We start from the raw sequence: 20203 nt of genomic DNA on the forward strand, positions 1-20203 counted from the left end.
TTTTTAGTTATTTTACTTGCAAATTATCCCAATTCTCATTGAAAAAGAAATTGAACCCTTAGATGATATATCTGAACTAGTCTTGAAATCTTGCGAATTAAATGATGGTGACATAATTGTTATTGCACAAAAAATAATTTCAAAACAAGAAGGAAGAATTGTTAATTTATCTACTGTAGTTCCTTCATTACTATCCCAAGGAATTGGGTCTCAATATCAAAAGGATCCTCGCTTAATTGAATTAATTTTATCTGAAACAAAACGAATAGTCAGAATGAAAAACGGGATATTGATTGTTGAAACAAAAAATGGATTTATTTGTGCAAATGCAGGTATTGATGAAAGTAATGTACAAAAAGGATATGCTACTTTATTGCCCATAAATTCTGATATTTCTGCAGAATCAATTCGTTACAATATACTAAAACAAACTAACAAAAATGTGGCAGTCATTATTTCTGATACTTTTGGTAGGCCTTTCCGCATGGGTCAAACTAATTGTGCAATAGGCATTTCTGGATTAAATCCCATAATTGATTATGCTGGAACATTTGATTCTTTTCAAAAGATTCTACGTGTTACTGCAATTGCTGTAGCAGATGAGCTTTCTTCTGCAGCAGAATTGGTGATGGGAAAAGCCTTGAAATCCCCAATCGCAATAATTCGTAATTATTCATTTGAAATTGAAGAACATGTTATTGATGAATTAATTCGTCCAGAACACGAGGATCTTTTTAGATAATTCCTTTGTTTTCAATAGGATTATAATCTAAAGAAGAAAATTTCATATGAAAATGACAATTAATGCTGAATTACACTGTCATAATTCATTTTCAAATTTTCATGTTGGTGAAGAAGAGCCTCCATACGATTGTAATGTCTCAATAAGAGATCAACTTGATCGTTCATATAATTTAGGATTAGATGCAATTTTTGTAACAAATCATAACACCCTTGATGGATATCATCAATTACTTGAATACAAAAATGATCATGAAAAATTCAAAAAAATGGATGTTTTTCCAGCTGAGGAGATTACAATCGATAATGGGGCACATGTCTTGGCCTATGGAATTCATGATCAAATCCCTGCAGGAATTTCTCTTGAAGAAGTTATTGATAAAGTAAGAGATCAGGGTGGAGTGTCATCTGCCCCTCATCCGTTTAGTCTTCTGGATGCATTACGCGATAATGCAAAAAAATGTGATATGGTTGAAGTTTTCAATAGTAACAATGTTGACATCTTATCTAATGCTCGAGCAACCCAATTTGCATTGGATAACAACATGATTCAAGTTGCAGGTAGCGATTCACATGTCTTATCGACTCTTGGAAGATGTGTTAATGTAATTGATTCTGAAAATAATCTTGATGATATTTTACAAGCAATGAAACATGGAAAAATCCATGTTTCTCAAACAGGGTATGCATTACAATCAGAAACACTAGATCATCTGAAATACAAAATCAACAATTCCAAAGAATACTTGATTGACTATATTTCTGAACATTATCCAAATACAAAATGGCTTTTAACATTATTACTGAGAGTTTATGATTCAAATCAAAATAGTCACATGTGGTCTTTATTCTACAAAATTGCAATCTATTTGATGAGAAGAATTTCACAAAAAATCAATTTTCAAAATCAGGATCCAAGTTTTATGAAAGATAGACATCTGGCTACCATGTTCAAAATGGCATTGTGAATTAAAGTAGGACAAGCTAAACTCAAATAGATTTTAATATGACAAAACGTCCTTGATGAATTAGATATCGATGTCTGAATCTACTGAAAAAAAATTAGACGCAACTGGATTGTTTTGCCCAGAACCTGTGTTTAGAACAAAAATTGAAATCGAACGAATGCAAGTTGGTGAAACATTAACTGTGTCTGCAGATGATCCTGCTGCTGAAGATGATATCTCTAGATGGGTTACAAGAAACGGTCATGAATTATTACATTTATCCAAAGATGGCGATGTTATAACATTTCAAATTAAAAAGGTGAAATAGCCAGAATAATGACTACTGTAACTGATACAGATGTCTTGAGTCGTGTGGGAAATACTCCACTTGTAAAACTGAATTCCCTTTCTCATGGTAATGTTGAATATTTTGCAAAACTGGAAGGTCATAATCCATTTGGTTCTGTAAAGGACAGAGCGGCATATTGGATGATTAAAGACGGTGAAGAACGAGGAATTTTAACAAAAGGGAAAAGCATAATCATTGAACCAACTTCTGGTAATACTGGAATTGCGTTAACTGGTATTGCAAATGTATTGGGTTACAAAGTTGAGATAGTAATTCCTGAAAAAGCCAGCAATGAAACCAAGGATATCATTAGAAGTCTTGGCGCAAAAGTATTTGAGACAAGTGATGATTTATGTCCTAAAGTTGGGGCTGGAACAGATCAAAGTATTGCATTAGCTACATCCATTGCATCATCCAGACCTGATACATATTATTCTCCCAATCAATATGCAAACGAGGCAAATTTCAAGGGTCATTATGTTGGAACTGGTCCTGAAATTTGGAAACAAACTGAGGGAAAAGTGACTCATTTCTTTACAGGTGTTGGTACTGGTGGGACCATTACAGGTATTGGTACTTTTCTTAAAGAAAAAAATCCTAATGTAAAGATCATTGGTTGTCAACCCCAGCAAAATCATTTGATTCAGGGATGGAGAAACTTTGAAGAGTCTGCAAAACCCGATTTGTTTTTAAAACGAGAAGATGTTGTAGATGATTGGGTTTCTGTTGATAACAAAGAAGCATTTTCTGTAGTAAAAGAAGTATTTGAAAAAGATCGACTCTTGATTAGTCCTTCATCTGCAGCAGTTTATGCATGTATGAAGAAATATCCTATTGAAGGCACTGCATGTGTGGTAGGAATTTTTGCTGATGATGGGCGAAAGTTCAAGAGTGTTTATGCTGCACAAAATGTCATGTCTGAAGAAGAATTTGAACATTCTTTGAAAGAGGCAAAATACATGTCTGATTTAGCATATTAGGTGTTATTCTACTATTCTCTTTAATTCATTTTGATAAAAATCCCTAAATGATGTGTTCATTTCTCTTTCATGATTGAGGCATTTGTTGCTTTGTTCAGTGATTTTGTTTTTAATATCTTTACTCCATTGACTTTGCTGTTTGTCTTTAGGATCTGTAATTGATGGGTTATCTTTGATTTTCTGCATGATTTCTAATAATTCTAATCCGAGTTGTCTAAATTTACTTGTACGTAAAAGAAACATTTGAGATTCTTCTGTGTTAATCAAATTCATCATGGCGTGAACTTGATTATAATATTCTAAAGATTTATCATTATATTTTCTGAATTCATTCATTCTTTGCTCCCAATATTCTTTGGATGGTTTTGCTTCTACCTTGTAACTGAACTTAATTTCTGCTAATTCTACTCCTAATTCTGCTAGTTTTCCACTAATTTTATTAATTGATTTTTTTAGATTCTCTGTATCACTCATAGTATGCTGTCTCTTTACTTGCAAAATAGTTTAAACTTTTAATTTGTTCCATTCTTCTCTAGATTTTTTAGAATATTCTATCATACAATTTTCACAGAGTGAATCCCATTCATCAATTCCTAATTTTTTAAAATACTCTAGAGACCATTTGTATGTTGGAATTTTTCTATATTGGAATTGCTGAATTGTAAAGATATTTTTCTGTTGAAATTTTTTTAGACATTTTTTACATTGTGCATTTTTCATTCTTTCTTATCTGCACTTTCTGTTAGATATTTGTCAACATCAATTGCTGCCATACATCCATACCCTGCAGCAGTAACTGCTTGTCTATAATTTCTATCGTGGACATCCCCCGCTGCAAAAACCCCTTCAATATTTGTATGGGTTTTATTTTTTAAGACAATATAACCTTCATCATCTAAATCAATTTGATCTTTGAATAATTTTGTATTTGGCTCATGGCCTATTGCAATAAAAAGACCTCCAGCATCAATTGTTGTTTCTTCATTTGTTTTTAGATTTTTTAGAATCACTTGTTGCATTTTCTGATCTCCTTTGATGTCTATTACTACTGAGTCCCAATGAATTCTTATTTTTTCATTATTCAATGCACGCTCTTGCATTACTTTGCTTGCACGCAATTCATCTCTTCTATGTACAATGTGGACAGTTGTGGCAAATTTTGTAAGGAATGTTGCTTCTTCTATGGCGGAATCTCCTCCGCCAACTACGACTATTTCTTGATTTCTAAAGAATGGTCCATCACATGTTGCACAATACGAAACACCTTTCCCTGCAAATGTTTGCTCTCCGGCTAATCCCATTTTTCTTGGATTGGCACCCGTTGCAATAATCACTGCACGTCCCTCATATTCCTCAGAAGCTGTTAAAACTTTGAACGGGCTTCGTCTAAAATCTATATCCACTGCTTCATCATCAATAATTGTTGTTCCCATTCTTTGAGATTGTTTTCTCATGTCTATCATTAAATCTGGGCCCATAATCCCATTTTCAAATCCAGGATAATTTTCCACTTCTGTAGTGTTTACCAATTGACCTCCTGGAAGTATTCCTGATAAAATTAAAGTGTCATAACCTGCCCTGGAGCAATAAATTCCTGCAGTATAACCTGATGGCCCTGCACCAATAATGATTACATCGAACTTTGTTCTGGTTTTGTCTGGTTTCATCGGATCGCTATCATTTGTTTCTAGTACCGTTGCACCTGCACCTGCTGCCATCATGATATTTGATAACTCTGTTTCAATAATTTAAGTGAATATCCTTTTTTTGATTATTCATCTTTCATTCTCATAATAATTTGATCACATATTCTGCGCATTTCAGAGTCTGATCCGACACTAGATATTTTTACAATATCTGTAGTAGTCACTATTCCCACAATCTGATTGTTTTCTTTGACTGGGAGTTTGTGAATTAATTTTTCTTTCATCATTTCTGAAGCTTCCCAAATTGTTTCTTCAGGATCTATTGTAATTAATGGTGATGACATTACTTCTGAGATCTCTGTAAATAATGGTCTTCCTTCAGCAGCAACTTTTGTGACGAAATCTCGCTCAGTAATTATCCCAATTGGTTTGGAATTTTCTGTGACAATGACACAACCTATGTTTAATTTAGTCATGTTTTGTGCTGCTTCTTGTAATGATGTTGACTTGTCAGCGGTTAGCACATTTTTACTCATAATTTGATTTACAAATGTACTGTCCATAGTATTTTGTCATAATCCAATTATATGAGATAAATTCTAAATTATCACGATTGAAAATCAGTCAAGATAATCATTATGGTGTTATAAATTCCAAGTAGTTTGTGGAAGAATGTGGCAATTAAAACTAAGAAAATTCTAGTTCCACTTGATGGCTCAAAAAATTCAATTCGTGGTTTAGATATGGCCATTCATATTGCAAGACAATCTCATGGTACAATCGTTGCATTATCTATAAAATCTGTCCCTGGAATTTATGCAATTCATCCACTTGGTTTCTTGGATTTTAATTCAATGACTGAAGTAAAAAAAACTCTTGATGATGCAAAAATAAGATCTGCTAAAAAGGGAATTCAATTAACTGGAAAGGCAATAACAGGTGATCCTGGATATGATATTGCAAAATTTGCTAATAACAAGAAAAATGGAATTGATTTGGTTGTAATTGGAGCTCGTGGAAGAGGTTCTGCCAAAGAACTTTTCTTGGGAAGTGTCTCAAATTACGTTTTACATAAATCCAAAAAGCCAATCTTGATTGTAAAATAAATTTACACAGCTAATGCTGCTACTATGTCTGATTTTGTAATTATTCCTACCAATTTTGATTTTTTGACAACTGGCAAACCACTAATGTCATTTTTGATCATGCTGGTTATTGCATTTTTGACATCGTCATCCATATCGACTGTGATGGGGTTTGTTGCCATTATGTCTGTGGCATGGAATGGAAAAAGATAACTCATTTGATTTGAATGAATTTCTTCCAAGCCCTTTTTGAATTTGTATTCTTGAACTTCTTTAGGGTCTGCTGATTCTGCAATCCATTGTGGTATTTTTGCAGGCACAAAATCTCTGAATGTAATGATTCCTACTGGCATTTGATTTCTTTGAATAATTACTCTTGATATGCCGTATTTTAGCAATAGGCTTTCTACGTGTAATATTGGATCGCTAGGGGAGGCAGTGATTAGATCTTTTTTCATAATTTTTGAAACTTTGAATGATGTTGACTCTTTTGTAAGGAATGCTTTTACAAGATCTGTCTCAGTTACAATTCCTCGTAATGTGTTGTCATTATTTGTAATGATTACTAGGCTGATTCTGTGTTTCTTCATCATCTTTGCACATTCATTTACGGTATTGTCTCCAGTTAAGGTAAATAATTTCTTAGGGATGAACTCTTTTGCTTTTACAGAATTGATTGGTTTTGAACCTAATTCATAAATTTTTTTTGCAATGTCTTTTTCAGTAATTACTCCAATGGGTCTTTTCTTATCAACAACAATTACGCGTTTTACTTTGTTTTTTAATAGGTGCTCCCTAGTTTTTAATAATGTGGCATTTGGATTAATTGTAATTGGCTTTGTGATTAATTCTGATAATTTTATATTTTTGACATCCAACATGTCTCTATTTTTGTATTTCTTAATTAAGTCTTAATACAATCATCATTGAATTTCATATTTGGTAATTACTGCGAAATATATTTACTTCTAGTTTACATGAATATTATATGGCTGAACCAGTTCCTTTGTACGTAGTAGGATTATCTAAAGATGAACCTGCAAATGAAGTACTTTCTTCAAAGTTTGGTGCCGCTCTAGAAAAAGTCCAAAAAGTACTATCTCATATTATTGAGGCAAAAATTACAGTAGAATCTCAAAACCCTGAGGGATCAAGAACTCATTATGATGTTACTGCATCTGTCAAAACTTCTCAAAATACCCTAGTTTACACTGATTCTGGTTGGGATATTCTAAAAATAGCCGATGAATTGAGCCGGAAATTAGAAGGCGAATTATCAAAACGTGATGATAAACGTCAGAGAGAAAGTATTCGTAAAAAGGAAGAATTCTGAAATGTTTCAAAATATTCTTGTTCCTTTTGATCTGTCTGATCAATCGACTCGGGCCTTTAAAGTGGCTTTAGATGTGGCAAAAAAATATCAATCTAAAGTTACTCTTCTGACCTGCCTCGAGGGCGATGCGTGGCATCACAAATATTATGATTCAAGAGCAGATAAAGAGTTAATTAAAAAACAAAGCAAGGTTACAAAAAAGCATATTGAAAAACTCGAATCTTTTGCAGAAAAAAATAGCATTGCTATCAAATCTCAAATTATTACTTCAAAATCTGTTGTAAATGATATTGTGACTTATGCAAAATCACGAAAACATGATCTTATTGTAATTGGTTCTCATGGAAGAAGTGGTTTTGACAAAGTTCTCTTAGGTAGTGTTGCAAATGGAGTATCTCAGAAAACTCGCTGCCCTGTTTTGATTGTAAAATAAACAGGTTGTATTTTACTTGATTTCAATTATTGGTAGCGGTAGAGTCGGCGCATCTATTGCATTTCTTTGTGTATCTAATGCCTTGGATGATGTTTTACTAATCAATCGCACTAAAGACAAAGCAATAGGCGAATCATTGGATATTGCAAATTCCATTCCACCAACTTCAAAATTTTCTATTCATGGGACTGATGATTATTCTACATTATCTGGTTCTGATATTGTTGTGATTGCTGCAAGTACCGGACTTTATTTTAAAGATAGAACAGAAAACATGGTTTCACAAATTGCCATGATTAAAGAAATTGCAGAAAAAATTAAACAATATTGTCCATCTACCATTGTTCTATTGGTTTCAAATCCACTTGATGTGCTGACTTATTTTTTCCAAAAAGAATCTGGATTTTCAAGATTCAAAGTAATTGGAATTGCATCTAGTCTTGATTCTAGCAGATTTCGATATTTGATTTCAGAAAAATTCTCTGTTCCTCAATCTTCAATTGCTGGAGCATTAGTTCTAGGTGAGCATGGAAATTCCATGGTTCCTATATTTTCTAATGCTAGGATTGATGGTAAATCTCTTTCTTCTATGTTAAATGATGATGAAAAGAATGTGATTAGAACTGAAATTAGAAATTACTGGAAAAAATTAAGAAAATTCAAAAGCAGATCTCAGTTTGGCATCGCAAAAAATACCTATGACGTTTTAGAAACAATTATTCAGAAAAAAGAATTCTCTGTTCCTGCATCTGTCGTTCTCCAAGGAGAGTATGGTGCAAATAATGTGGCAATGGGTGTGCCTATGAAAATTAATCAAAACGGGGTTTCTGAAATAAAGGAAATTGAGCTAGACAAATCTGAAACCGAATTATTGATGAATTCCTCACAAAAAATACAAAATCAAATAAAATCTGCTCAAAGTTGATTTTTTAGTACTTTTAGAATTTCTTCATGCTTATTGCACAATTTTCTATTTTCTAATTGAGTGTAAATTAATTCCTCCTGCCAATGTGCATTAAACAGTCTACAGTTTTTATCTGTGCAAAATACATCGCCTGTTTCATAATAAAAGATGGATTGTAGAAGGTATCCTTCAACAATTTCTGACATTCGCAAATCGTGATATTCTAAAAATTTTCCACTGTATTTTTTCTTGATTTCATCAATTCTTTCTTTTGAACCATTTGTGATTAAATCTAAATAGTATTGTTTTGGTTTTGCAGGAGCTTCCACTATGCCTGTGGTTGAAATGATTGTTGGGTTGGAGCCAATAATTACTCTTGCATGATATCTGAAATCACTTTCATCAAACGTACAGATAAGCTTGTTTGTAAAAATTACATTTAGAATATCTGATCTATTTTCATTTTTTGGTATTGATTCTGAAATGATCTTCTGAAATTCAATTCCATCGTATAGTGGCATTTCCTCTATTTTAGACATGTAGGTGTTTTCTTTTTCAGTTAAAACATCTTTAACTGATGGATCATGTTTTTGAAATGGTTTTTTTATGTCTAAAATTTTGATGCTTGCAATTTTCTCATATGTTTTATCATCTAAATTACTGAAGAAGTTTTTTCTTGTTTCAATTTTTATTGGAAATGTCTCTGTGAGAAATTTCCCTAATCTGTCTAATTGAATTTCAGGAATTGTGGGTTCATCATATAGAATAATTTTAGAAATTTTCAACATAAAAGATGTGTCTTGATTACTTATCTTTCTAACGTTTAATTTTTTTAAAGGCTTAACGAATTTTTAGGCGTCATTGAGAGCATTATTTCATTATCTTACTATGATTATTCCAGTCAGTAAATTAGTTCAAATCTTATAGGAATTGAATCAAATTTTTGATATATTTCTAGACAGGGCTAATTACTGATTCTTTTCTACTTACAAGATAAACTCCAAATATCATAATTCCTGCAGCAACAATCTGGTGGAAACCAATCTGTTCTGATAAAAATATTGAAGCTGCAACTAGACCAAATATTGATGACATTGAAAATATGGTTATAGTTCTAACTGTACCTATTCTCTTTAGTCCCTGCAAGAAAAAATAAAGTGATGCTGCAAAACCAACAGTGCCCAACAACAAAATTGGGATTATCTGCTCTACTTCTATGTTAATATCTACTCTAAATACCAATAAAGCAATTACAAACAGCATTATTCCTCCTATGGCAGATTTTATCTGAACAATATTTGCAACATCCATTTTTTGTGCAAGGTATCTACTGAGATTATTATCGAGTGCCCAAAACAACATTGAGAAAATTAGTAACATATCCTTGTAGTGTATCTGCTGCAAGGTAAAAGTTGTAAAATCCAAATTTGTAGTAATAATCACCATGCCCGCCAGAACTAGAAGAACTGCAATTCCCCCAACTAGTTTTAACCTCTCTCTAAAAAACATCACTGCAAGTAAAACAGAAAAAAATACTTCTCCATTAGCAATCAAGGCTGCATCTGATGCACTCGCATGAGTCAATCCTACAAAATACAGACTTGGTGCAATAACGGCGCCACAAATTGCGATTGAAAAAACCAACAAAAGATCTTTTTTTGTAAGACTCTTCTTTTTCTTTTGTGCAAAAGGACTCAAAGTAATGGCAGATATGATGTAAACCAAAGATGCCAGCAAGATAGGATCAACTGATGATACAAGTGGTTTTGCTATAACAGACACTGAACCAAACATGACAGCAGCTAATATTGCAAATACATATCCTAACTGTGACTGATCATATTTTTGCAGCATAAATTGACATCTACTTTATTGTACTAGCTAAATATTTCTAGTATATTCATGCTTATTTGGTGCCAAAATAATCCATAAACACATTCTAAACCTGCCTGAGTTGAATTCAAGTATTAAGAAACTAACCATTTAGAAAATTATTTTACTATCTTTCTAACTCTTTGATTTTTGCCGCTGTTATCTCAGCTGCCTTTTTTCCAGAGTATAACATAGAACCAAATGTTGGGCCCATTCTTGCTAATCCATGTGTTTCAGTAACTGACATTCCTGCTGCAATTAATCCTGGATAAACTTCTCCTGTTTTGTGAACTACGTGTTCTTCCCCATCATTGACATGCATTGGCTCCATTCCTTTCCATTTTGCTAATCCTCTATCTACTAGTCTTTTTACAGCAACTGAATCATGACCTGATGCATCGATAATTATTTTTGCTTCTAGTGCAACTGGATCTACACATGTAATGTTTCGTGGTAATGCTGAAACTGGCATCCAATTAACAACAATCCCTACTACTCTGCCATTTTTCAATACTAGGTCGTCAAATTTTGTTAGTTGAAGGAATTTCACTCCTGCATCGCATGCTGCTGCAATTAATTTTGATACTGCATGAGGTCCTGGAGTTAGATACAAACCATCTGCCACTTTTTTGTATGGTACTCCTAACTCATCCCAAAATTTCTGTGCAGGTTCTCTAACTGTCACTGGATTCATCATATATCCACCTAACCAATAACCTCCACCAAGGTAGTTGTTTTGTTCAATTACGAGAACTTTGAAACCCATGTTTGAAAGTTCTCTACTTGCTGTTAATCCTGCAGGACCTGCTCCTATGATAATAACGTCTGAATCTGCTCTGTCAATTAACACGTCATGAAATTCATTTGCAATTGCACGTGTAATTTCAACTTCACGTACATCGGTAAATATTTTGTTAGATTGCTCTGCTACTGTTGCTTCTTGCATGTCGTGTTTTGATTCTCTGAACAATTAATACTTTCCCACATTTTTAAAAAATTAGGTATAACTAATTCTATTACTATGAATTATAGAAAAGTAGGAAAATTATGTATACTCTCAAAATTTTTCCTACTAAAACATCCCTATATCAAAAATTTATAACCAAACTAAATGGAATTTCTTTATATTGACAATATCCAATTTTAAACAATCATTTCCTGATTCTATCAAACCTAAAATTAATTGGGCTAGAACTGAAGAGGCTGATAATTTTGCTAAAACAGTAAAGCTGTTCCGCCAAGGCAAGTATGATGCTGATAGCTTTAGGCGATTTAGACTCCAACATGGTGCATATGGTACCCGAATGACTGGTGATTACGCAATGGTTAGAATCAAACTACCTGCAGGAGAAATTTATCCACATCAATTTGAAAAAATATCTCAATTAAGTGAACAGTATTCTATTGGCAGTGCACATTTTTCAACTAGAGAAAATATTCAATTGCATTGGGTTATTCTTGAAGATGTATCTGAGATTTTTAGAGGTCTTGCTGAAGTTGGCCTAACATCCAGAGAAGCATGTGGTAATTCTATACGTAATGTTATGTGTAGTCCATTATCTGGTGTTTGTCCTGATGAAGAATTTGATTCCACTCCGTATGCACTTGCAACTGCACGATTCTTTTTAAGAAATCCAATGGCTCAAAACCTTCCACGCAAATTTAAATTCAATTTCACTTGTTGTGAGAAACATGGAATGGTAAGAATGGTTGATGTTGGACTAATCCCACAAATTAGAGAAATTGATGGCTCTTCTCAAAGGGGTTTCAAAATATTCCTTGGTGGTGGATTGGGTAACAAATCATATGTTGGACATCAATTAGAAGAATTTACTCCTGAAGAAGATTTACTCTACACTTCGATTGCTGTAATTAGAATATTTGATAGACTTGGCGATAGAAAAAATCTTGCAAGAAATAGAATGCGTTATCTAGTAAACGATATGGGCTGGGAGAAATTCCAAAATCTTGTATTCAAAGAAAGAGCAATTGTTAGGGCCACTCAATCTATTGTAACACAACTTGATGTTGACACAACACCTAATGAAATAAAACGACCAATTAGAATTACAGATGAAAGTGGCAGTTCAATTCCTGATGGCTATGCAAGATGGCTAAAAAACAACACTGTAAAGCAAAAACAATCTGATTACCGTTCTGCATTTATCACTCTTGAAGCGGGTGATATTACTGCAAATCAACTAAATGCATTAGGTGATCTTATTCGTTACTTTTCTTCAGAAGGCAAGGCTCGTTGTGGATTTGTGCAAAATGTTGCATTGCGTTATGTGTTAGAAGATGATTTGCCGCGATTATATTCCAAATTGCTTGAGGTAGGACTGGCAAAATCTGGTGCATTGACTATGACTGCTCCTATTGGATGTTCTGGAACTACCTCGTGCAATCTTGCCTTGACAAACTCTCATAGATTAGCAAAAGAAATACAGAGAAAATTCCTAGAATTAAAACTCGATGAAGATGATGATCTTAGTGATTCCTCAATTAAAATAAGTGGTTGTCCGAATTCGTGTGGGCAACATGGTATTGCAACAATTGGTTTCTTTGGAGGGGGTGCACGTGTTGGAAAAGACATGTATCCAAATTATCAGATGTCCTTAGGAGGTCGTTCTGATGGTGATACGATGCTTGGAGAAATATGCCTTAGAGTTCCAGCAAAACGAGTTATCCCTGTTATTTTGAAAATCATTGACCTGTTTAAAGAAAAAAAGAAACCTGGTGACACTCTCAAATCATGGATTCATAGAGTTGTAAATGGTAATGAGGATTATGATATAAAATCAATCAACGATATCAAAAAAATCTTAGAACCACTAATTATTCCTCCAACAAAAGAAGAAGATCCTGATTTCTATCTTGATTATGGTAGTGATACGAGTTATCACACAAAAACTGGAAAGGGTGAATGTGCTGCTTGACAGAATCTGGTAAAATCACGACTGATGTTGATTCACTACGTTCAGAAATACGTGACAAAAGCGTTCGAGTTATTGATGTTAGACGTGAGAATGATTACAAACAAGATCACATCCCCTCTGCAGTTAATTTGCCCCTAGCAAATCTTTTGTCTGACGATAGTCCTGAACGTGTTTTAAAACTCGTAAACTCTATGGGAATTGATGATGAGACCCCTGTTGTAGTCTATGATGATACATTTGGTGCATTAGCATCAAGAGTTGCCTGGACCTTGGAATATCTTGGACATTCAAATGTAACATTACTTGAAACCACTTATAGTCATTGGAAATCCCTTGGTTTGGAAAATGATTCACAAACTCCTGAAATACAAAGCAAAGTGCACTCTATGCACTTGCGACCTGAGATTTTAGCAACATCTGATTATCTGGAAAATGCAAAAACCAGAGATGATGTCATACTAATTGATAATCGCGAACGACTAAATTTTCTTGAACAACATATTCCTGGAGCGATTAGTCTTCCTTATAGGACTCTTGCTAGCAATGACAATATTTTACGCTCAAAAGAGGATATGAAACGACTACTTGATAATCGAGGAATTACTGGGGATTCAGAAATCATTACTTATTGTGGAAGTGTAGGTACTCTTTCTGGGTTGGCATATTATGCACTAAAATCAGTGGGTCTACCTAATGCAAAATTATATGTTCGCTCATTTAAGGAATGGAAAAGTCTTCAAAAACCTACAGAAAAACAAGAAGATGCAAGTTACTGGGATTTATCTGCAGAATAATTAATTTCATTTCTAAGCTTTTTAGTAATTGTTACTTCAATGTTATCAAATAGAACTAACATTTTTTCTTTATTTTCAATTAGATAATCTTCGCCTCTATCATTTAGTCTAATTTTCCATAATCTTATTTCTCTGTGTTCATCAAAGAAATTCTCTATCATTTGTTCGCCTGATTTTGCAGGGTTTATGAATATGTCAAAAGTATCTATTGTCTTTTCAATGTCTTCTTCTTCTATTGCTTCTCTAACTGATTGAATTGCATGACTTAGTTCTTTCAAATTCTTTACTGGTTTTGGCAAAGTCTTTCTTGTAATTCCAAACAATCCTTTCTTTTCTTTTCCCATTTTTTCTGCAACATTTGGTGCAAGATCATAAATTGGAATTTTACTTAGACCGTCACGTTTTTCATTTTGCACAATTAATCCTTTTTCTAATAATTTTCTCAAAGCAGTTTCTGCATCTGCCTTATCTAGAAATGTTGTCCATACAATTGAACCCAATGTGTGATACCCTTGTCTGACTGATTCTAAAACTACAACCTCTTGAATTCTTTTGAATCCTTCCTCAATTCTAACATTCGCAAAATCTTTGTCTCGAATTGATCTTCTTGCATTTTTTACATCAATCTCAATGGAACGTTTCAAGGCTTCCAATGATTCTGGTACTTGATTAAGTAATGACAAGAAACAAGCTTTGTTGTACCATGCCATTGCATATGTTGGATCTGATTCAATTGCTTTATCGACTGAATCTAATGCTTTTGAAAAATTTTTTTGCTCATAATGTACTAGTCCTTTTAGATTCCAAGCTTCTGGATTTGTAACATCTATTTCCAGAATTTTATCATATACTTTTAGTGCTTCTCCATGATCTTCTAGATGGAATCTTGCATATCCTAATTTCATCAATGTTTCTATGTTATCTGGTTCAATTCGTAATGCTTGTTCAAATACAACTACTGCATCTTCTAATTTTTCGTCTGCCATCAAATTGATTCCTTTTTTAAACAACTTCTTGCGATTATAGTCTGAATCAACTAGGCTTGTCTCTTCGACTTTATCCTTTTTTACTTTGGATTCTTCTATTTCCTTTGATTTTTTCCCGAAAGGTTTCTTCACTAGCTCAAATTGGCATTTTATCTAGATAAATACCATCCTTAATTGAGCCTAATCCTGTTTCTATGTCTGTATGGATTCAAGCATCTAAATACAGAAATACTTGAAATATACACAAACGAATGTGTCATCTCAATCTCGAATCGAAATTCAAGGACAGGCGCCTTTTAAACAATCAGGAGTCTATGAAGTTCAAATTTCGATTGCTGATAACAAGCCCTCTGATGATGCAATCCGTACCAAACAATTCTCTGCTTTGTGGCGTGGAAACTTTCACCTAAGAGTAAAAGATGGCATATTTTCTGAGAAAATCGGCTCTCCTGATAATCCACTTCCATCGTCAATTGAAACGCTTGACACTATTTGGATCGTTGTAACTGATCTGTTTTCTTCATTACATTCTGTATTTGATGTTCCATTGAAAAAATCCTCAACACAAATGCCAACTGAAACTCGAACTGAAACTAAAACAATTTCTGAAAATCAAAAAACCGAACAACCCTCAAAACCAACTGTAAAATCTACACGTTCTACAAATTTTCCTGGTGACAAAGGGCCCACTGGTCCACCAGGGCCTATTGGTGACAAAGGTCCACTAGGACCTCCTGGACCACCTGGACCTATTGGAAATAAAGGACCTGATGGTCCACCAGGACCTTCTGGTGACAAAGGAGCAACTGGTGACAAAGGTCCTCAAGGTGACAAGGGTATTTCTGGTGACAAAGGAGCAACTGGCGACAAAGGATCAACAGGTGACAAAGGTGACAAAGGTGACAAAGGAATTGTGGGGCCTCCTGGCGACAAAGGAGAAAAAGGTTCAACTGGTCCACTCGGTGACAAAGGAGCAACTGGATTAAAAGGTCCACTCGGTGACAAGGGAGAAACAGGTCCAACTGGATCTCCTGGTGACAAAGGACTTTCTGGATTAAGAGGATCGCCTGGAGAAAAAGGTGACAAGGGTCAACAAGGACCTCCTGGTGACAAAGGATTAACTGGTCCTACTGGACCACCAGGAGAAAAAGGCCCTACTGGTTTATCTGGTGTACAAGGAGAAAAAGGTCTTCAAGGTCCATCTGGACCAATTGGAGAAAAAGGTCCATCAGGTCCACTCGGTGACAAAGGACCCATTGGCCCACCTGGCCCACATGGTGACAAAGGATTAACTGGTTCAACAGGTCCACTAGGTGACAAAGGACCCACTGGTCCACCCGGACCGATTGGAGAAAAAGGTAATCGTGGTGTTGAAGGACCAATTGGAGAAAAAGGTCCACAAGGTCCGCAAGGTCCTGCCGGAGCTAAAGGTCTGACAGGAGTGCCAGGTCCACAAGGTGAGAAAGGACCTACTGGTCCACCCGGACCAATTGGAGAAAAAGGTCCTACTGGTCCAATAGGTTCTACTGGAGAAAAAGGTCCACAAGGTCCGCAAGGATCACAAGGTGAACGTGGAACTACAGGCCCTTCTGGAGAAAAAGGTCCACAAGGTCCACAAGGAATCCAAGGTCCACAAGGTGAACGTGGCCCTACTGGTCCAATAGGACCGATTGGAGAACAAGGCCCAGTAGGAGGTCAAGGCCCAGTCGGTCCTGCAGGTCCAAGAGGACCACCGGGACCACCAGGAGAAAAAGGACCATCAGGCGGAATGTCGTCTGAACAAAAAGCACTATTCAAAGATTTGTTAGAAATTTTAACAAACAAAAATGTAATCTCTACTGAAGAACAAATTAAATTGATGAGTTATCTTTATTGATAATTTTTTTCAAAAATTCTACTTTATTCAGGAACCAAAATATGTAATTGGTGTTTAATGAATCGACATTTTGATGTTTCATACCAAGTTGTACCTATTGGACATTTGCGTTTCATAATTAATCACTAGCAGTATTTTCAAAACTTGAATTCCATTGTTTTGATCAACGTCTTATCATGAAAACTGCAACTAACACTATTCCAATTTGAACTGCAACAGAGAAAATAAACTCGTTATTGTCAACTCCATAATAAAATATCAAAAGATTTGAAAATTCTTCAGTCAACTCCTCTCGCTTGCAAAAATAACCGAATCTATGATTGTTACTGGAACTACGACTGTCAAAATAATGATAAGAATCTATTTTCTCAATTTTTAATGTGATATGCTGCATACATATCCATAATTTGAATGATTCAAAATATGGTTTGAGTTTTCAGATTAACTTTATCCTTTGCAGGCATGAATTTATGATATTATGAGGCTTAATTAGAATTGCTAATCAAAACAATGTTTGAAAACTCGTGTATAGTTTTCACTAATCAATTTAGAAAAATGGAAAACAATTCGTCTCTATATGACGATTGTTAGTTTGACGCGATTATCGTCTTTTTGCAGTTTTTCTCTTTGGAGCTGCTTTCTTAACAGTACGTTTTGCTTTACTTGCAGTTTTTCTCTTTGGAGCTGCTTTCTTAACAGTACGTTTTGCTTTACTTGCAGTTTTTCTCTTTGGAGCTGCTTTCTTAACAGTACGTTTTGCTTTAGCTGCAGTTCTTTTTACTGCTTTCTTAACAGTACGTTTTGCTTTAGCTGCAGTTTTTCTCTTTGGAGCTGCTTTCTTAACAGTACGTTTTGCTTTAGCTGCAGTTCTTTTTACTGCTTTCTTAACAGTACGTTTTGCTTTACTTGCAGCTTTTCTTTTTGTAGCCATTAACAAATCGACATTTTCATTGTTTTTCAGTGGTTAAACTAAACAAATTTACACAATTTGATTACAATTTGTCAAGTAATTTTATCGCCAAAAATTTTATTGATCGTTAAATTTTCAAAAATATTTTCTATTGGGAAATATCTGTCTTCAAATTAATTGCATTTCTTATATTTCTACTCTATTTTACGCTTGTATGTTGACAATTCTGCATGAAAAAAATATTTTTTATTTTATTTTGTTATTAAAAATAAATTATTTCTTCATCCTTTGTTGATCTGATTTTGTATTTTTAAAAATAAACTCAACGTCTTTTAATAATTGTCAAAACATCTTCGTCTAATAAAATATGATTCAAACCCACTCTCTGTCCGCCAAATTTTACACTTTTGCCCCATACCAAACCATATCTGAATTCTCTTTTTAATCTACGATGTAGCTTGTTACAAATATCTTCAACAGTATCTCCTTCTCTTGCAATTAATGGTTCTTTGAAATCTGTTTCTCCGCCTTTTGGCCTCATGTAGATTCTGATGAATTTTAATTTCTCATAGATCTTTTCTTGAAGTAAATCAATATTGATATCTGAGTTTGCTGATACCTCTATCACATCTGATTTTATTTTTGTCTTTAAATCTGTTAGAAATTCTTTGTCAACTAAATCAATTTTATTCAAAATAGTAAGTGCTTTTGAATAACTGATATTTCCTGCAATATGATCTGCTAGTTGTTCTGATGTTAGATCTTCTCTTACTACAACACGTGCGCTAACTATACCATAAAGATGTAAAATATCTTTGAGATGTTTCTCTGTGATTTTTGTTAGTTTTACTTGCTGTGCAATTGCAATTCCGCCCATTGATGCTTTTTCTATTGTAATATTTGGCGGTAATTGATTGAGTCTAATTCCTATGTTTCCTAATTCATTGACTAGCACATCTTCATGAAATGGCTGAAACACATCCAATACCAATAACACAAGATCTGCTGTTCTTGCAACAGATAAAATTCTCTTTCCTAACCCCTTTCCTGTAGATGCTCCTTTGATAATTCCTGGGAGGTCTAATACTTGGATTTTTGCCCCTCTGTATTCCATCATACCTGGAACAACTGTAAGTGTAGTAAATTGAAAAGCTCCAACTGCTGATTTTGCCCCTGTCATTTTGTTTAGCAGTGTTGATTTTCCAACACTTGGTAATCCAATAAACACCACTGTTGCATCTCCACTTCTCCTAACATCAAACCCATCTTGCTTCATTCCAGATTTTTTAGTAATGTCTGCTTCTTGCTCTCTTTTCAGCTTTGCAATCTTTGCTTTTAGTAGACCAATATGATGTTCTGTAGCTTTGTTAATCTGAGTTTTTGCCATCTCATCTTGAATGGCTTTAATTTTTTCAGGAATCCCCAATACTATTCATCATTTGTTACATTCTTTTCAAATAAAATCGTATTACTTTTCTTAATTTTCTTAATTCTGCTTATTGGGATAGTTTGAAAATTATTTGATTGAATTAAAAATTCTGGCAATGATGATTCTTTAATTTTGTGAAAATCTCTATAGTAAATTCTATATGATTTTGGTTCATCTGCAAACAGTGCTTTACTGAATATTTCTTCTATTGCCCCCTTCTTTACCATGTTTTCAATTTTATTTCTCTTCTAATAAGATGTCTTTGAATTTTTGATTAGTACTCTTGCTTATCATTTTTTAACAGTGGTTGATTTTTAGATTGTGTGAGAAAAATTTTCATTTATTCGATAATTGCATTTTTCATCATTCTTTATTTTAGTTTGACAATTTTTATTTTGCCGGGAAAATACCTTTCAAATGAATAACTAGATCCCCACCCTACTTTGAGGTAATTTTGTCCGATTCGGAGATTTCATTGGGTGATTCTTTTCGATTGAGCATGGTTTCAGAAAAAGGGGAATTAGAAAAAACAAAAAGCATTCTCGCTCATTTAGATATTCTCTGAACTCTTGGTCATACTACCAGATTCAGCAATTTGTACAGTGCAAGGCCAAAAAGCAGGGAATAGAGGTTGCCTGTGTCGTACCAGTATATACAAGTCAGACTTGCAGTGGATGCGGGTCTCTAGGGAATAGTAATAAAAAAAATTTTCAATGTGTCCACAGACACACCTACTATGCAGATGTCAATTGTATCGTTTAATATTGGAAATCCAGTATCGCATTGTCTCATAGATCCTGCAAGGATTAAAAGCAAGAGTCAGTTATACAAAGAAAGTGATTTGTGCAAGGGTAACACTGATACCCCATTGTGCCCAAGGCACTGTAAAACGGCAATGTCAACAATGATGGTAACCGTAGAGCCTGCAAATCTTTAGTGAGTGGCGTATGTTGGGTAGCAAATATTATTCGGTTCAAAAAAC

Annotated in this window: 26 protein-coding genes; 13 read left to right on the forward strand and 13 right to left on the reverse strand. The window is 34.2% G+C overall.

The window, feature by feature from the left end; all coding sequences use genetic code 11:
* The first annotated feature begins 16 nt into the window (after positions 1-16).
* From cofE to C5F50_RS04910, 4 genes are all read left to right on the forward strand, one after another.
* The gene (gene cofE, locus C5F50_RS04895; RefSeq protein ID WP_179372550.1) at positions 17-742 is read left to right on the forward strand and encodes a coenzyme F420-0:L-glutamate ligase; all 726 of its coding nucleotides are present in this window, start codon (positions 17-19) and stop codon (positions 740-742) included.
* 46 nt (positions 743-788) lie between these two features.
* Entirely contained in the window at positions 789-1709 is a 921-nt protein-coding gene (locus tag C5F50_RS04900) for a PHP-associated domain-containing protein (RefSeq protein ID WP_246282154.1), read from the forward strand.
* 70 nt (positions 1710-1779) lie between these two features.
* On the forward strand, positions 1780-2016 hold the full coding sequence (locus C5F50_RS04905) for a sulfurtransferase TusA family protein (RefSeq protein WP_179372551.1): 237 nt from the start codon (positions 1780-1782) through the stop codon (positions 2014-2016).
* Between the two features lie 8 nt (positions 2017-2024).
* On the forward strand, positions 2025-3017 hold the full coding sequence (locus C5F50_RS04910) for a cysteine synthase family protein (protein ID WP_179372552.1): 993 nt from the start codon (positions 2025-2027) through the stop codon (positions 3015-3017).
* A 3-nt stretch (positions 3018-3020) separates the two neighbouring features.
* On the opposite strand, the gene C5F50_RS04915 is transcribed toward C5F50_RS04910, so the two are convergent.
* From C5F50_RS04915 to C5F50_RS04930, 4 genes are read right to left on the reverse strand one after another with little or no spacing between them, the layout of a single operon-like run.
* On the reverse strand, positions 3021-3491 hold the full coding sequence (locus C5F50_RS04915; RefSeq protein ID WP_179372553.1) for a hypothetical protein: 471 nt from the start codon (positions 3489-3491) through the stop codon (positions 3021-3023).
* A gap of 30 nt (positions 3492-3521) precedes the next feature.
* Complete coding sequence (locus C5F50_RS04920) at positions 3522-3737, reverse strand: hypothetical protein (protein WP_179372554.1); 216 nt, start codon at positions 3735-3737, stop codon at positions 3522-3524.
* Positions 3734-4738 (reverse strand): thioredoxin-disulfide reductase, encoded by a 1005-nt coding sequence (gene trxB / locus C5F50_RS04925; protein WP_179372555.1) that lies wholly within the window; start codon positions 4736-4738, stop codon positions 3734-3736. Before trxB ends, C5F50_RS04920 begins: the two co-directional genes overlap by 4 nt.
* 50 nt (positions 4739-4788) lie before the next feature.
* The gene (locus tag C5F50_RS04930) at positions 4789-5226 is read right to left on the reverse strand and encodes a CBS domain-containing protein (protein WP_179372556.1); all 438 of its coding nucleotides are present in this window, start codon (positions 5224-5226) and stop codon (positions 4789-4791) included.
* 111 nt (positions 5227-5337) lie between these two features.
* On the opposite strand from C5F50_RS04930, the gene C5F50_RS04935 reads away from it, so the two are divergent.
* On the forward strand, positions 5338-5769 hold the full coding sequence (locus C5F50_RS04935; protein WP_179372557.1) for a universal stress protein: 432 nt from the start codon (positions 5338-5340) through the stop codon (positions 5767-5769).
* A 2-nt stretch (positions 5770-5771) separates the two neighbouring features.
* On the opposite strand, the gene C5F50_RS04940 is transcribed toward C5F50_RS04935, so the two are convergent.
* Positions 5772-6629 (reverse strand): CBS domain-containing protein, encoded by an 858-nt coding sequence (locus C5F50_RS04940; RefSeq protein WP_246282155.1) that lies wholly within the window; start codon positions 6627-6629, stop codon positions 5772-5774.
* Positions 6630-6736: 107 nt separating this feature from the next.
* Here C5F50_RS04940 and C5F50_RS04945 point away from each other — a divergent pair, with 107 nt between their 5' ends.
* Genes C5F50_RS04945 through C5F50_RS04955 form a run of 3 tightly spaced genes read left to right on the forward strand, consistent with a single transcriptional unit; the run spans position 6737 to position 8439 of the window.
* Positions 6737-7081, forward strand: a complete 345-nt coding sequence (locus C5F50_RS04945) for a hypothetical protein (RefSeq protein WP_179372558.1) — start codon at positions 6737-6739, stop codon at positions 7079-7081.
* 1 nt (position 7082) lies between these two features.
* The gene (locus C5F50_RS04950) at positions 7083-7514 is read left to right on the forward strand and encodes a universal stress protein (protein ID WP_179372559.1); all 432 of its coding nucleotides are present in this window, start codon (positions 7083-7085) and stop codon (positions 7512-7514) included.
* Positions 7515-7530: 16 nt separating this feature from the next.
* Complete coding sequence (locus C5F50_RS04955; protein WP_179372560.1) at positions 7531-8439, forward strand: lactate/malate family dehydrogenase; 909 nt, start codon at positions 7531-7533, stop codon at positions 8437-8439.
* On the opposite strand, the gene C5F50_RS04960 is transcribed toward C5F50_RS04955, so the two are convergent.
* The 3 genes from C5F50_RS04960 to C5F50_RS04970 form a co-directional block, all read right to left on the reverse strand.
* Complete coding sequence (locus tag C5F50_RS04960; protein ID WP_342448757.1) at positions 8430-9206, reverse strand: DUF6775 family putative metallopeptidase; 777 nt, start codon at positions 9204-9206, stop codon at positions 8430-8432. The two genes, C5F50_RS04955 and C5F50_RS04960, sit on opposite strands and share 10 nt — an antisense overlap.
* Before the next feature lie 166 nt (positions 9207-9372).
* Positions 9373-10272 carry a DMT family transporter gene (locus tag C5F50_RS04965; protein WP_179372561.1) on the reverse strand — a complete coding sequence of 300 codons (900 nt, stop codon included), beginning with the start codon at positions 10270-10272 and terminating at the stop codon, positions 9373-9375.
* A gap of 145 nt (positions 10273-10417) precedes the next feature.
* Positions 10418-11236: a sulfide-dependent adenosine diphosphate thiazole synthase gene (locus C5F50_RS04970; RefSeq protein ID WP_179372562.1), complete on the reverse strand. Its 819-nt coding sequence runs from the start codon at positions 11234-11236 to the stop codon at positions 10418-10420.
* A gap of 181 nt (positions 11237-11417) precedes the next feature.
* Between C5F50_RS04970 and C5F50_RS04975 the strand changes: the two genes are divergently transcribed.
* Complete coding sequence (locus tag C5F50_RS04975) at positions 11418-13226, forward strand: nitrite/sulfite reductase (RefSeq protein WP_179372563.1); 1809 nt, start codon at positions 11418-11420, stop codon at positions 13224-13226.
* Positions 13223-14020, forward strand: coding sequence for a sulfurtransferase (locus C5F50_RS04980; RefSeq protein WP_179372564.1), 798 nt, complete (start codon positions 13223-13225; stop codon positions 14018-14020). The genes C5F50_RS04975 and C5F50_RS04980 overlap by 4 nt, the downstream gene beginning before the upstream one ends.
* Here the strand turns inward: C5F50_RS04980 and C5F50_RS04985 are convergent.
* Positions 13996-15138, reverse strand: coding sequence for a tetratricopeptide repeat protein (locus tag C5F50_RS04985; RefSeq protein ID WP_179372565.1), 1143 nt, complete (start codon positions 15136-15138; stop codon positions 13996-13998). The two genes, C5F50_RS04980 and C5F50_RS04985, sit on opposite strands and share 25 nt — an antisense overlap.
* Before the next feature lie 121 nt (positions 15139-15259).
* Between C5F50_RS04985 and C5F50_RS04990 the strand changes: the two genes are divergently transcribed.
* On the forward strand, positions 15260-16882 hold the full coding sequence (locus C5F50_RS04990) for a collagen-like protein (protein ID WP_179372566.1): 1623 nt from the start codon (positions 15260-15262) through the stop codon (positions 16880-16882).
* Between the two features lie 163 nt (positions 16883-17045).
* Here the strand turns inward: C5F50_RS04990 and C5F50_RS04995 are convergent, their stop codons facing one another.
* The 4 genes from C5F50_RS04995 to C5F50_RS05010 all read right to left on the reverse strand — a co-directional run bounded on the left by C5F50_RS04995 (position 17046) and on the right by C5F50_RS05010 (position 19448).
* Positions 17046-17276, reverse strand: coding sequence for a hypothetical protein (locus C5F50_RS04995; protein WP_179372567.1), 231 nt, complete (start codon positions 17274-17276; stop codon positions 17046-17048).
* A 207-nt stretch (positions 17277-17483) separates the two neighbouring features.
* Entirely contained in the window at positions 17484-17813 is a 330-nt protein-coding gene (locus tag C5F50_RS05000) for a histone (RefSeq protein ID WP_179372568.1), read from the reverse strand.
* A gap of 301 nt (positions 17814-18114) precedes the next feature.
* Positions 18115-19218, reverse strand: a complete 1104-nt coding sequence (locus C5F50_RS05005; RefSeq protein WP_179372569.1) for an OBG GTPase family GTP-binding protein — start codon at positions 19216-19218, stop codon at positions 18115-18117.
* 2 nt (positions 19219-19220) lie between these two features.
* Entirely contained in the window at positions 19221-19448 is a 228-nt protein-coding gene (locus C5F50_RS05010) for a DUF504 domain-containing protein (protein ID WP_179372570.1), read from the reverse strand.
* A gap of 292 nt (positions 19449-19740) precedes the next feature.
* Between C5F50_RS05010 and C5F50_RS13380 the strand changes: the two genes are divergently transcribed.
* Positions 19741-19983 (forward strand): zinc ribbon domain-containing protein, encoded by a 243-nt coding sequence (locus C5F50_RS13380; protein ID WP_425340052.1) that lies wholly within the window; start codon positions 19741-19743, stop codon positions 19981-19983.
* Complete coding sequence (locus tag C5F50_RS05020; protein ID WP_179372571.1) at positions 19958-20158, forward strand: hypothetical protein; 201 nt, start codon at positions 19958-19960, stop codon at positions 20156-20158. Before C5F50_RS13380 ends, C5F50_RS05020 begins: the two co-directional genes overlap by 26 nt.
* The last annotated feature ends 45 nt before the right edge of the window (positions 20159-20203 follow it).

The organism is Nitrosopumilus ureiphilus (assembly GCF_013407185.1).
In the GTDB taxonomy this organism is placed as follows: Archaea; Thermoproteota; Nitrososphaeria; order Nitrososphaerales; family Nitrosopumilaceae; genus Nitrosopumilus; species Nitrosopumilus ureiphilus.

Bases quoted from the DNA above. Each gene is read 5' to 3' on its own strand.
- C5F50_RS04965 (WP_179372561.1), bottom strand. From the start codon at position 10,272: ATGCTGCAAAAATATGATCAGTCACAGTTAGGATATGTATTTGCAATA.
- C5F50_RS04930 (WP_179372556.1), bottom strand. From the start codon at position 5,226: ATGGACAGTACATTTGTAAATCAAATTATGAGTAAAAATGTGCTAACC.
- C5F50_RS04940 (WP_246282155.1), bottom strand. From the start codon at position 6,629: ATGTTGGATGTCAAAAATATAAAATTATCAGAATTAATCACAAAGCCA.
- C5F50_RS04960 (WP_342448757.1), bottom strand. From the start codon at position 9,206: ATGTTGAAAATTTCTAAAATTATTCTATATGATGAACCCACAATTCCT.
- C5F50_RS04970 (WP_179372562.1), bottom strand. From the start codon at position 11,236: ATGCAAGAAGCAACAGTAGCAGAGCAATCTAACAAAATATTTACCGAT.
- C5F50_RS04905 (WP_179372551.1), top strand. From the start codon at position 1,780: ATGTCTGAATCTACTGAAAAAAAATTAGACGCAACTGGATTGTTTTGC.
- C5F50_RS05020 (WP_179372571.1), top strand. From the start codon at position 19,958: ATGCAGATGTCAATTGTATCGTTTAATATTGGAAATCCAGTATCGCAT.
- C5F50_RS04950 (WP_179372559.1), top strand. From the start codon at position 7,083: ATGTTTCAAAATATTCTTGTTCCTTTTGATCTGTCTGATCAATCGACT.
- C5F50_RS05000 (WP_179372568.1), bottom strand. From the start codon at position 17,813: ATGGCTACAAAAAGAAAAGCTGCAAGTAAAGCAAAACGTACTGTTAAG.
- C5F50_RS04995 (WP_179372567.1), bottom strand. From the start codon at position 17,276: ATGCAGCATATCACATTAAAAATTGAGAAAATAGATTCTTATCATTAT.
- C5F50_RS05010 (WP_179372570.1), bottom strand. From the start codon at position 19,448: ATGGTAAAGAAGGGGGCAATAGAAGAAATATTCAGTAAAGCACTGTTT.
- C5F50_RS04945 (WP_179372558.1), top strand. From the start codon at position 6,737: ATGGCTGAACCAGTTCCTTTGTACGTAGTAGGATTATCTAAAGATGAA.
- C5F50_RS04910 (WP_179372552.1), top strand. From the start codon at position 2,025: ATGACTACTGTAACTGATACAGATGTCTTGAGTCGTGTGGGAAATACT.
- C5F50_RS04915 (WP_179372553.1), bottom strand. From the start codon at position 3,491: ATGAGTGATACAGAGAATCTAAAAAAATCAATTAATAAAATTAGTGGA.
- C5F50_RS04900 (WP_246282154.1), top strand. From the start codon at position 789: ATGAAAATGACAATTAATGCTGAATTACACTGTCATAATTCATTTTCA.
- trxB (WP_179372555.1), bottom strand. From the start codon at position 4,738: ATGATGGCAGCAGGTGCAGGTGCAACGGTACTAGAAACAAATGATAGC.
- C5F50_RS04920 (WP_179372554.1), bottom strand. From the start codon at position 3,737: ATGAAAAATGCACAATGTAAAAAATGTCTAAAAAAATTTCAACAGAAA.